The following is an 11,677-nucleotide window of genomic DNA, read 5'->3' as shown; positions in this document are numbered from 1 at the left end:
CCTGTTGCGCAGTAAAGACCCTGTAGCCACTATAGGGTCAAGCACCTATTTGGAGTTCATCCGATGAAGATTGGCGAACTGGCGAAAATCACCGACTGCCAGGTCGAGACCATCCGCTATTACGAACGTGAGGGTTTGCTGCCGGAACCGGCCCGCAGTGACGGCAATTATCGCGTCTACACCCAGGCCCATGCCGAGCGGCTGACGTTCATCCGCAACTGCCGGACCCTGGACATGACCCTGGAGGAAATCCGTAGCCTGCTGGCCTTGCGCGACAGCCCCCAGGACCAATGCGAGAGCGTCAACGCACTGATCGACGAACACATCCACCACGTCAAGGCGCGCATCGACGGCCTGCTGGCCTTGCAGGCGCAACTGATCGACCTGCGCCATCGCTGTGGCGAAGGGCCGGATCTTGAGCAGTGTGGGATCTTGCAACGGTTGGAGGTGAGCGGGGCGGTGGCGCCGGAGGTGGAGCATTCACATGTGGGCAGGAGTCATGGGCATTGACCTGATTCTGAAATAACGGAGACCAGGTGGGAGCGAGCCTGCTCGCGAAAGCGGTGGATCAGTCACATAAATATTTGTATGTGATGACGCTTTCGCGAGCAGGCTCGCTCCCACAGAGGGGTGGTGGTGTTTTTTAGACCGCCATCGGCGCGGTCATCGGCGCATGGTGTTGGTAGCCTTCGAGGGAGAAGTCGCTCGGTTCGACCTGCTCCAGCCACTCGGGCTGGTATACGCCGGTCTTGGCAAACTCCGGCACGCGCTCGGAAATCACCAGTCGGGGCATCGGGAACGGCTCGCGCGTGAGCTGTTCATTGAGCATGTCCAAGTGGTTTTCGTAGACATGGGCATCGCCGATGAAATAGGTGAACCAGCGCGGCGTATAACCGGTCAGGCGACCAATCAGGCTTAGCAGCGCGGCGCCTTCGGTGAGGTTGAACGGCGTGCCCAGGCCCAGGTCGTTGGAGCGGATGTAGAGGGTCAGGGAAATTTCCCGGGTCTCGACATTCGGATGGAACTGATACAGCAGGTGGCACGGTGGCAGGGCCATTTCATCGAGCTGGGCGCAGTTCCAGCCGTGGAACAGGATGCGCCGGCTGCCCGGGTCGTTGATGATGGTGTCGACGCACTGGCGAACCTGATCGATGGCCTTGTACAGCACCACGTAGGCCTGGCCGTTTTCTTCGCCTTCGGCGATCTGCCGATAACCCTGGGCCAGCGTCTGCTCGATGGCGGCCGCGTTGCTCAGCGGTATCTGCTTGTAGGCCGGCCACTTGCGCCATTGCACGCCGTAGATCTCGCCCAGGTCGTCCTCGCCCTGGCGGAACGGGTTGGCCAGCCATTGCGCATTTTCGTTGGCATTCTGGTCCCAGACCTTGCAGCCCAGGGCCCGGAACTCGGCGGCATTGTTCACGCCACGCAAGAAACCGCACATCTCGCCGATCGCCGACTTGAAGGCCATCTTGCGCGTAGTGATGGCGGGAAAGCCTTCCTTCAGGTCATAGCGCAGCATCGCGCCAGGGAAACTGATGGTGTTCACGCCGGTGCGGTTGGCTTGCTTGGTGCCGTTCTTGATGACGTGAGCCACCAGGTCGAGATATTGCTTCATGGGTTACCTGTGTCCTTGAACCCGGGGCCAGCGCCCCGGGGTCCGAATTTTAAACCTTGGCCGCCGCAGCCGGTGCACGGTTATAAGCCAGCCAGATCAGCGCCAGACCACCGATGATCATCGGCAGGCATAGCACCTGGCCCATGGTCAGCCAGTTCCACGCCAGATAGCCGAGCTGGGCGTCCGGCACGCGGACGAACTCGACGATGAAACGGAAGATCCCGTAGAACAGCGCAAACATGCCCGACACCGCCATGGTCGGCCGCGGTTTGCGCGAGAACAACCAGAGAATCAGGAACAGTGCCACGCCTTCCAGGGCGAACTGGTACAGCTGCGACGGGTGGCGGGGCAGTTGGGCCGGGTCGCTGAACGGCGGGAAGACCATCGCCCACGGCACGTCCGTCGGCTTGCCCCACAGCTCGGCGTTGATGAAATTGCCGATGCGCCCGGCGCCCAGGCCGATCGGCACCATCGGTGCGACGAAGTCCATCAGTTCGAAAAACGACTTGTTGTTGCGCTTGCCGAACCACAGCGCCGCCAGCATCACGCCGATGAAGCCCCCGTGGAACGACATGCCGCCCTTCCAGACTTCAAAGATCAGCGTCGGGTTGGCCAGGTAGGCGCTCAGGTCGTAGAACAGTACATAACCCAGGCGCCCGCCAACGATCACGCCCATGGACAGCCAGAACACCAGGTCCGAGAGCTTCTCTTTGTTCCAGGTCGGGTCAAACCGGTTGAGCCGGCGCGAGGCCAGCCACCAGGCACCGCCGATACCGATCAGGTACATGAGACCGTACCAGTGGATTTTCAGCGGGCCGATGGCCAGGGCAACCGGATCGATCTGCGGGTAAGGCAGCATTGATATTCCTCATGAACGTCAAAAATACCCGGGCGAAGCTGCCACCTCGGGATTAAGCCAGGATTGCGTCAGAGCAGGAAACTCAAGCCCACACTGAACAACAAAGCGGCGAACAGCCGCTTGAGCAAGCGCGGCGACAGGCGATGGGCCAGTCGCGCGCCGAAACGGGCAAAGATCATGCTCGTCAGGGCGATGCCCAGCAGTGCCGGCAAATATACAAAACCGAGACTATGGGGCGGCAACAGCGGATCCTGCCACCCCAGAATCATGAAACTTAACGCACTGACCAGGGCGATGGGCAGCCCGCAGGCCGACGAAGTCGCCACCGCTTGTTGCATCGGCACGCTGCGCCAGGTCAGGAACGGCACGGTCAGCGAACCGCCGCCGATACCGAAAATCGCCGAGGCCCAGCCGACAACCGTGCCGGCCAGGCCCAATCCGACCTTGCCCGGCACGGTACGGCTGGCCTTCGGCTTGAAATCCAGCGCCAGTTGCAGGGCAACGAGCATGGCGAATACGCCGATGATTTTTTGCAGATGCGGGCCGGAGATCGCTTCGGCGGTAATGGCGCCGAAACCGGCACCGATCAGGATCCCGACGGTCATCCAGGTAAAGATCTGCCAGCGCACCGCGCCTTTGCGGTGATGCTCGCGTACGGCATTCACCGAGGTAAAGATGATCGATGCCAGGGACGTACCGACAGCCAGGTGCGTCAACACCTGCGGGTCGAAACCCTGCAAGGTGAAACTGAACACCAGCACCGGGACGATGATCATCCCGCCGCCGACGCCGAATAGCCCGGCGAGTACACCGGCACAGGCGCCGAGCAGCAGATAAAGCAGAAATTCCACCAGCGTCGCCTCGACCATCGCAAACAAGAGCGGCATGGTAACGGATCGAGGGGCCTGGGCTCCACTGAAGGCGATGGATGCGTTGGTGATGTGTCGGTAAAGTAGGCACCACGAAAGCGGAGCTCGGATTTTTCACAGGACAACCTGATGTGCCTGATCGTATTTGCCTGGCGGCCCGGCCACGCCCAGCCGCTGATCGTGGCGGCTAACCGCGACGAGTTCTATGCGCGCCCGACGCTGCCATTGGCGCAGTGGCCTGACGCGCCGCATGTGCATGCCGGTCGCGACCTGGAAGCGGGCGGCACCTGGCTCGGGGTCGGCGCCGGGGGCCGCTTTGCCGCGCTGACCAACATCCGCGATCCTGGCCAGCTCCCGGCGTTCAAGTCTCGCGGCGAGCTGGTGGCGCGGTTCCTGACCGGGAATCTGTCGATCGTCGATTATCTGAGCGAAGTCGTGCCGCGCGCCGGCGAGTACGGTGGCTTCAACCTGCTGCTGGGCGATGGTGCCGAACTGTGGCACTACAACGCACGCGATACACGCCCGCAGTTGTTGACCGAAGGGATCTACGGATTGTCCAACGCCGGGTTGAACACGCCCTGGCCGAAATTGCTCAAGGCCCGGACGGCGTTGAGTGAGGTGCTGCATGACCCGCAACCCCAAGCGCTGCTGACGCTATTGAACGATCCGCAACCGGCCCCGGTGGCGGAGCTGCCGGACACCGGCGTGGGACTGTCCACGGAAATGCTGCTGTCGAGCGTGTTCATCGCCAGCCCGGCCTACGGGACGCGGGCGAGCACGGCGCTGATCGTTAATGCTGACGGGACGCGGCAAATGGTCGAGCGCAGTTTCGGGCCGCATGGGGGGCATTTGGGGGAGGTGGAGCTGCTCGTTTAATGCCGACGATAACCCCGTGGCGAGGGAGCTTGCTCCCGCTGGGCTACGAAGTAGCCCCTAAGCTTTTGGGCGGGCTTCGCCCGCCAGCGGGAGCAAGCTCCCTCGCCACAAATGCTCGCCGCGGGATCTAAAGGGTCTTGTTCGAAGCCGGGTTGATCATCCGCGCCAACCCGAGGTTTTTCAGCGCCAACTGCAAGGAGCTATGGATCACCTGCGGATTGTCGATGGTCATCAGCTCCGCCAGCAGCTCCTGGGCCTTGCTGAGGTTGATCTGGCGCAGCATCCATTTCACTTTCGGCAGGTTGGTGGCGTTCATCGACAGGCTGTCGAAGCCCATCGCCATCAGCAGCACCGCCGCCGCCGGGTCGCCAGCCATTTCGCCGCAGATGCTCACCGGCTTGCCCTCGGCATGGGCGTCGCGAACGACGTTCTGCAAGGCTTGCAGCACGGCCGGGTGCAGGTAGTCGTAGAGATCGGCCACCCGTGGGTTGTTGCGATCCACGGCCAGCAGGTACTGGGTCAGGTCGTTGGAACCTACCGACAGGAAGTCCACCTGCCGCGCCAGTTCCTTGGTCTGGTACACCGCTGCCGGAATCTCGATCATCACGCCCACCGGCGGCATGGGTACGTCGGTGCCTTCGTCGCGCACCTCGCCCCAGGCCCGGTGGATCAGGTGCAGGGCTTCTTCCAGCTCATGGGTGCCAGAGATCATCGGCAACAGGATGCGCAGGTTGTTCAGGCCTTCGCTGGCCTTGAGCATGGCGCGGGCCTGGACCAGGAAGATTTCCGGATGGTCGAGCGTCACGCGGATCCCGCGCCAGCCGAGGAACGGGTTGTCTTCCTTGATCGGGAAGTAGGACAGCGATTTGTCGCCGCCGATGTCCAGGCTACGCATGGTCACCGGTTGCGGATGAAACGCGGACAATTGCTCGCGGTAGATCGCCAGCTGTTCCTTTTCGCTGGGGAAACGCTGGTTGATCATGAACGGCACTTCGGTGCGGTACAGGCCCACGCCCTCGGCGCCACGCTTCTGCGCCCGGGCCACATCGGCCAGCAGGCCGGTGTTGACCCACAGCGGCATGCGATGGCCATCGAGGGTTATGCACGGCAGGTCGCGCAGGGCATCCAGGCCCAGGGAGAGTTGCTTCTCTTCCTCCACCACATCGGCAAACTGCTTGCGCAACACGTCGCTGGGGTTGGTGTAGACCTCGCCGTGGTAGCCGTCGACGATCATCTGGATGCCGTCGACCTTGGAATACGGCAGGTCCACCAGGCCCATGACCGTGGGAATGCCCATGGCCCGGGCCAGGATCGCCACGTGGGAGTTGCCCGAGCCCAGTACCGAGACCAGGCCCGCCAGCTTGCCTTCCGGCACTTCGCCGAGCATCGCCGGTGTCAGCTCTTCGCTCACCAGGATGGTGTTGTCGGGGTAGACCAGGGTCTGCTGACGCTCTTGCTGCAGGTAGGCGAGCAGGCGGCGACCGAGGTCCTTGACGTCGGAGGCGCGCTCGCGCAGGTAGGCGTCGTCCATCAGTTCGAAACGGTTGACGTGGTCGGTCACCACCTGGCGCAACGCGCCCTGGGCCCATTGGCCGGTCTTGATGACCGTGGTCACTTCGCTGCCCAGGGAGGCATCGTCAAGCATCATCAGGTAGACATCGAACAGCGCGCGCTCTTCAGGCCGCAGTTGCGTCGCCAGCTTGGCAGACAGGGCGCGCATGTCGGCTCGCACGCCTTCGATGGCGGTCTTGAACAAGCCCAGCTCGGCATTGATGTCGGCGATGGTCTTGTCCGGCACCACGTCGAGGTCGGCGGGTGGCAGCATGACCACCGCGGTGCCCACCGCCGCGCCCGGTGAACCCGGCACGCCGACGAACTTGGCTTCCTGGATGCCCTTGCCCTGGCGGCCCAGGCCGCTGATCGAGCCGGTAGCCTCGGCGTGGGCGATAACCCCGGCGAGTTGCGCGCTCATGGTCACGAGGAAGGCTTCTTCGCCCTCGTCGAACTGGCGGCGCTCTTTTTGCTGGATGACCAACACGCCGACGACGCGGCGGTGGTGAATGATCGGCGCGCCGAGGAACGATGCGTAGCGCTCTTCGCCGGTCTCGGCAAAATAGCGATAACGAGGGTGATCGGCGGCGTTTTCCAGGTTAAGGGGTTCTTCCCGGGTACCGACCAGGCCGACCAGGCCTTCGTTGGGCGCCATGCTGACCTTGCCAATGGAGCGCTTGTTCAGGCCCTCGGTCGCCATCAGCACAAAACGGTTGGTCTCGGGGTCCAGCAGATAGACCGAGCAGACCTGGCTGCCCATGGCCTCTTTGACGCGCAATACAATAATCCCCAACGCCGCCTTGAGATCCTTGGCGGAGTTAACTTCCTGGACGATCTTGCGCAGCGTATTGAGCATGGCTCGGGGTCGAACTCCGTCGTCAGTCGCGCGTCAGCAGGCGCGGGGCAAGCTCTTTGAGAGCGCGTCGATACACCTCGCGCTTGAATGTCACCACCTGGCCCAACGGATACCAATAACTGACCCAGCGCCAGCCATCGAATTCCGGTTTACCGGTCAAATCCATCCGCACCCGCTGCTCGTTGGAGATCAGGCGCAGGAGAAACCATTTCTGCTTCTGGCCGATACACAGCGGTTGGCTGTGCGTGCGGACCAGGCGTTGCGGCAAACGATAGCGCAACCAGCCTCGGGTGCAGGCGAGTATTTCGACATCCTCTCGCTCCAGCCCCACTTCTTCGTTCAACTCGCGGTACAAAGCCTCTTCCGGCGTCTCCTGGGGGTTGATCCCTCCCTGTGGAAACTGCCAGGCGTCTTGATTGATACGGCGAGCCCATAGCACCTGTCCGGCATCATTCGTAAGAATGATCCCCACATTGGGACGGAAACCATCGGGATCGATCACGGCAACAACCTCGCAAACGCATGTCGCCGCATTGTTCCACAAAGGTTGTGAAAGCAGCAACGAGGCTGCCCACCTTATGTGCACTCTTGTGAAAAGTCCGTATTCTGGGCGCCTTTCTCAAGAAATTTCAGCGAGTAACTGCAATGCGGCTGGCTTTATTCGACTTGGACAACACGCTGCTGGGCGGCGACAGCGATCACGCCTGGGGCGATTACCTCTGCGAGCGCGGGTTTCTGGATGCCGTCACCTACAAGGCGCGCAACGATGAGTTTTACCAGGACTACCTGGCCGGTAAGCTGGACAACGCCGCGTACCTGAATTTCTGCCTGGAAATCCTCGGCCGTACCGAGATGGAGGTGCTGGCGCAGTGGCATCTCGAGTACATGCGCGACTGCATCGAGCCGATCGTGTTGCCCCAAGCCATCGAGCTGCTGAAGAAACACCGTGATGCCGGCGACAAGCTGGTGATCATCACCGCCACCAACCGCTTCGTCACCGCGCCGATTGCCGAGCGTCTGGGCGTCGAAACCCTGATCGCCACCGAGTGCGAAATGATTGACGGTCGCTACAGTGGGCGCAGCACCGACATCCCCTGTTTCCGCGAGGGCAAGGTGACCCGGCTGAACCGCTGGCTGGAAGAGACCGGGTATTCGCTGGACGACAGCTACTTCTATAGCGACTCGATGAACGACTTGCCGCTGTTGGAAGCAGTGACGCACCCGGTGGCGGTCGATCCGGATCCGAACCTGCGGGCCGAGGCCGAGAAACGCGGCTGGCCGGTGATCAGCCTGCGCGACTGACCTCTCACGCAGGCTTGGCCACCATCAGGTAGAAGATCACCATGAACGCGAGGAACGCCGGCCAGCCCAGCGCAAACCACCAGCGCATGTAGGTGCTGGCCTTGAGCGGCATGGGGGTGCCGCCCTGCAAGGCTTGCTCGGCCATTTTGTGCACGCGGATCTGCAACCAGACCACCGGCAGCCAGCAGGCGCCCGCCAGGCAATAAAGGCCGATGCTCCACATCAACCAGCTCTGTTGCAGTGGCCAGCCGGCCACATGCATCAGGGCCAGGCCGCTCAACGGCTGGAACACGGCGGTGGTGGCCGTGAACGCCCAATCGGCGAAGACCAGATGCTTGAAGGTGACGGCAATGACTTCAAGCTTGCCGCTGCGCCAGGCCCGCAGCGCGTAGTAGGCGGACCCCGCGCCCAAGCCGAAGAGGATGGTCGAGGACAGGATGTGCAGGGTTTTCAATAGCACGTAAATGCTCATCGGCGCGGTTCAGTCCAAAGCAGCCATAAAGTCGCGACTATCAGCACCAGGTTCTTGGCGACAGCCGCATAAGGGTCAAACCAATAGTGTGGCAGGATAAAACTGATGCACAGCGTGTAGCCGAGCATCAATCCCAACTGCAACCGCAATGCCTGGCGGCGCCAGCGCTTGGATAGCATGCCCACGCCCAGCGCGCCGTCACACAGCGCGCCGGCGATTACCGCAAGCTTCGCCCAGGCGCCGTGGGCACCGGCTTCGGCCATGATACGCAAGCCCCAATCGTAGCCGGGGCCGAGGCAGACGATGGCGGTACCCAGCCAGATGATCGCCAGTACCGCGAGCATCAGCGGGCGGATCGCTCTGAGGCTGCTCTGGGCTGCGCTGGGCCAATCCTGCAAGCGGGTTTGTACGGGGGCGGCGTAATACCCGCAGATTGACGCGAGTGCCGCGGGGTCGGCCAGATTGTCCCGTTGTGCCAAGGCCAGGCTTTGCCTGTTCAACGCCCGCCAGCCGAACCGATCCCCAAGCCGGCTACCCGGTTCAGTCAACAGCGCAGGGGCCTTGATGTAGCGGGCCGGCGCCCAACCTTGGAAGGCGCGCAGATGATCGATGAGTCGGGCCAGCGTCATCGGCTCCGGTCCTACCAGCGGCAACACCACCGACTCGGTCGGCCATTGCCGCAGCAGGGCGAGCACCGCGCCCACCAGGTCATCGACATGTACGGGCTGGATGCGCGCTTGAAGATTCAGCAAGGGAATCAACGGCCACGGCGAAAGGCCTTCCATCCAGCCGCTGCTCGCGCCGCCTGGCCCCACCACCAATGAGGGCCGCAGCACCACCGATACGCTGTCCAGGGTGCAAAGGTATTCATCAGCCAAGCCTTTGCTTGCCAGAAACGGCACGTCGGATTGGGCACTCGCGCCCAGCGCGGAAATCTGCAGTATCCGGACGCCGCGGCGCGCGGCCTGGTCGAACAGCGCTCGCGCGCCCCGATCCTGGACCAGGCTCAGGGCCTGGGTGTCGACGCTGAGCAGGCCGGCCGCGTTGATCAGCAAGTCGACGTCCAGGGGCAGGGTAAAGTGTTCAGGGTTGCCTGCCAGTACGCCGAGATCCAGCTGCCGCCATTCAACCCCAGGCCAACCTGGCGCCTGGGGTTCACGGCTGGTTGCGATGATCGAGTGGCCAGCGCTGTGCAACGCTCGCAGTAGATGGCGCCCGATAAAACCGCCGCCTCCCACTAGTAGGATCTTCATGACCGTCCCTGTCGCTTAAATCGGCTTGGCACCCATCAGCGCGGCGATGGACAGGAAGCCGACACCACCGATGATCGCCAATGCCAGGGTAAACCTGCTGCCGCCACCGCTGCCCAAGCGCAGACGATTGAGCCTTGCCAGCAGCCAGAAAACGCAGAGCGTCGCCACCGTGTAGATCACGCTGGAACCCAACAGCCAGCTTTGCCCCAACGGCCAGCCCACCAGGTGAACCAGCCACCAGCCGGTGAACGGCATGCTCAGCATGCAGACCAGCATCACGCACCAGGCCAACAGCCAGGGACGCCGCAGCGTGCTGGCCGGTCCCTCGCTGCGTTTACGCCAGGCCAGGACGGCAAGGACTGCACCGCAAGCCAGCAGCAGGACCGTGGCCGCGACGTGCAGGACTTTCAAGGTCAGCAGAGTTTCCATGGAATTTCCTTAAGGCCGATGTCCTTCAGCGTAGCCCTTCAACCAAGAAACAGCTGATAGGCCGGGTTATCGCTTTCATCCCAATACGGATAGCCGATTTCTTCCAGGGCGGCCGGTACCAGGTGGCGTTCATCGTGAGGCACTTGCAGCCCGGCGACCACGCGACCATCCGCCGCGCCATGGTTGCGGTAGTGGAACATCGAGATATTCCAGCGCCCGCCCAGCTTGTTGAGGAAGTTGAACAACGCGCCCGGACGCTCCGGGAACTCGAAACGCAGCACCACTTCGTCGATGACGTGGGCGGCGTGTCCGCCGACCATGTGGCGGATGTGCAGCTTGGCCAGCTCGTTGTCGGTCAAGTCCAGCACCGGGAAGCCTTGCTCGGTCAGGCTGGCGATCAACTTGCTGCGCGGATCGTTTTCCGGATGCGTCTGTACGCCGACGAAGATGTGCGCTTCGCTGCCGGTGTTGTAGCGGTAGTTGAATTCGGTGATCTGGCGTTTGCCGATGGCTTCGCAGAAGGCCTTGAAGCTGCCCGGCTGCTCAGGAATGGTCACGGCGATGATCGCCTCGCGCCCTTCGCCCAGCTCGGCGCGCTCGGCCACATGGCGCAAGCGATCGAAGTTGACGTTGGCGCCGGAATCGATGGCCACCAGGGTCTGACCGCTGATGCCCCGCGATTCGACGTACTTCTTGATCCCGGCCACTCCCAAGGCGCCGGCCGGCTCGGTGATCGAGCGGGTATCGTCGTAGATATCCTTTATAGCTGCGCAGATCTCGTCGGTGCTGACGGTGATCACTTCGTCCACGTAGTGCTTGCAGATATCAAAGGTGTGCTGGCCGATCTGCGCCACGGCCACGCCGTCGGCGAACAGGCCGACGGTCGGCAATACCACGCGCTCACCGGCGGCCAGGGCCGCTTGCAGGCAATTGGAGTCATCCGGCTCGACGCCAATGATCCGGATCTCGGGGCGCAGGTATTTCACGTAGGCCGCGATGCCGGCAATCAGCCCGCCACCGCCCACCGGGACGAATATCGCATCGAGGCGCCCGGGGTGCTGGCGGAGGATCTCCATCGCCACGGTGCCCTGCCCGGCGATGGTATGAGGGTCGTCATAGGGATGGATATAGACGTAGCCTTTTTCGTCGACCAGCTTCAGCGAATACGCCAGCGCCTCGGGGAACGAGTCGCCATGCAACACCACTTTACCGCCGCGGGAGCGTACGCCTTCGACCTTGATTTCCGGGGTGGTCTTGGGCATGACGATGGTGGCTTTGACGCCCAGCACCTTGGCTGCCAGCGCCAGGCCCTGGGCGTGGTTGCCGGCCGAGGCCGTGACTACGCCACGGGCGCGCTCTTCGTCGCTGAGTTGGGTCAGCTTGTTGTAGGCCCCGCGAATCTTGAACGAGAACACCGGCTGCAGGTCTTCACGCTTGAGCCAGACGTCATTGCCCAGCCGCTCGGAGAGCTGGCGAGCGGTCTGCAACGGGGTTTCTACGGCAACGTCATAAACGCGCGAGGTGAGGATCTTCTTGACGTACTGTTCGAGCATCGGAAAGCATCACTGAGCGGGTTGGGCAGGGCCAGGGAGTCT

General features: G+C 62.7%; 12 protein-coding genes. 3 read left to right on the top strand and 9 right to left on the bottom strand.

The genetic code is table 11. The features are described 5' to 3' along the window. Window positions 1–63: 63 nt before the first annotated feature. A complete protein-coding gene (cadR, locus tag J3P96_RS26775; protein WP_434654189.1) occupies window positions 64–510 on the top strand; it encodes a Cd(II)/Pb(II)-responsive transcriptional regulator in 447 nt (148 codons plus the stop codon). Window positions 511–643: 133 nt separating this feature from the next. Here cadR and J3P96_RS26770 read toward each other — a convergent pair whose 3' ends face one another. The 3 genes from J3P96_RS26770 to J3P96_RS26760 all read right to left on the bottom strand — a co-directional run bounded on the left by J3P96_RS26770 (window position 644) and on the right by J3P96_RS26760 (window position 3,325). Continuing rightward, window positions 644–1,615: a thymidylate synthase gene (locus tag J3P96_RS26770; RefSeq protein ID WP_434654186.1), complete on the bottom strand. Its 972-nt coding sequence runs from the start codon at window positions 1,613–1,615 to the stop codon at window positions 644–646. Window positions 1,616–1,664: 49 nt separating this feature from the next. Next, entirely contained in the window at window positions 1,665–2,474 is an 810-nt protein-coding gene (gene lgt / locus J3P96_RS26765; RefSeq protein WP_434570407.1) for a prolipoprotein diacylglyceryl transferase, read from the bottom strand. Window positions 2,475–2,542: 68 nt separating this feature from the next. Beyond that, a complete protein-coding gene (locus J3P96_RS26760; protein WP_305501400.1) occupies window positions 2,543–3,325 on the bottom strand; it encodes a sulfite exporter TauE/SafE family protein in 783 nt (260 codons plus the stop codon). Between the two features lie 147 nt (window positions 3,326–3,472). Between J3P96_RS26760 and J3P96_RS26755 the strand changes: the two genes are divergently transcribed. Continuing rightward, window positions 3,473–4,219 carry an NRDE family protein gene (locus J3P96_RS26755; protein WP_434654184.1) on the top strand — a complete coding sequence of 249 codons (747 nt, stop codon included), beginning with the start codon at window positions 3,473–3,475 and terminating at the stop codon, window positions 4,217–4,219. A gap of 127 nt (window positions 4,220–4,346) precedes the next feature. Here J3P96_RS26755 and ptsP read toward each other — a convergent pair whose 3' ends face one another. Both ptsP and J3P96_RS26745 read right to left on the bottom strand, forming a co-directional pair. Further along, complete coding sequence (gene ptsP, locus J3P96_RS26750; RefSeq protein ID WP_305497566.1) at window positions 4,347–6,626, bottom strand: phosphoenolpyruvate--protein phosphotransferase; 2,280 nt, start codon at window positions 6,624–6,626, stop codon at window positions 4,347–4,349. A 22-nt stretch (window positions 6,627–6,648) separates the two neighbouring features. Further along, the gene (locus tag J3P96_RS26745; protein ID WP_003186867.1) at window positions 6,649–7,128 is read right to left on the bottom strand and encodes an RNA pyrophosphohydrolase; all 480 of its coding nucleotides are present in this window, start codon (window positions 7,126–7,128) and stop codon (window positions 6,649–6,651) included. 143 nt (window positions 7,129–7,271) lie between these two features. On the opposite strand from J3P96_RS26745, the gene J3P96_RS26740 reads away from it, so the two are divergent. Further along, entirely contained in the window at window positions 7,272–7,928 is a 657-nt protein-coding gene (locus J3P96_RS26740; protein ID WP_434570403.1) for an HAD family hydrolase, read from the top strand. Window positions 7,929–7,932: 4 nt separating this feature from the next. Here the strand turns inward: J3P96_RS26740 and J3P96_RS26735 are convergent, their stop codons facing one another. Genes J3P96_RS26735 through ilvA form a run of 4 tightly spaced genes read right to left on the bottom strand, consistent with a single transcriptional unit; the run spans window position 7,933 to window position 11,635 of the window. Continuing rightward, window positions 7,933–8,400, bottom strand: coding sequence for a DUF2269 family protein (locus tag J3P96_RS26735; RefSeq protein ID WP_434654181.1), 468 nt, complete (start codon window positions 8,398–8,400; stop codon window positions 7,933–7,935). Then, entirely contained in the window at window positions 8,397–9,653 is a 1,257-nt protein-coding gene (locus J3P96_RS26730; protein WP_434654178.1) for an SDR family oxidoreductase, read from the bottom strand. Before J3P96_RS26730 ends, J3P96_RS26735 begins: the two co-directional genes overlap by 4 nt. A 15-nt stretch (window positions 9,654–9,668) precedes the next feature. Next, a complete protein-coding gene (locus tag J3P96_RS26725; RefSeq protein ID WP_434654176.1) occupies window positions 9,669–10,082 on the bottom strand; it encodes a DUF2269 family protein in 414 nt (137 codons plus the stop codon). Window positions 10,083–10,120: 38 nt separating this feature from the next. Further along, a complete protein-coding gene (gene ilvA, locus J3P96_RS26720; RefSeq protein ID WP_305497561.1) occupies window positions 10,121–11,635 on the bottom strand; it encodes a threonine ammonia-lyase, biosynthetic in 1,515 nt (504 codons plus the stop codon). Between the last annotated feature and the right edge of the window lie 42 nt (window positions 11,636–11,677).

Source organism: Pseudomonas sp. R3-56 (assembly GCF_051132075.1).
In the GTDB taxonomy this organism is placed as follows: domain Bacteria; phylum Pseudomonadota; class Gammaproteobacteria; order Pseudomonadales; family Pseudomonadaceae; genus Aquipseudomonas.
This window is presented reverse-complemented; position numbering and strand designations above follow the sequence as displayed.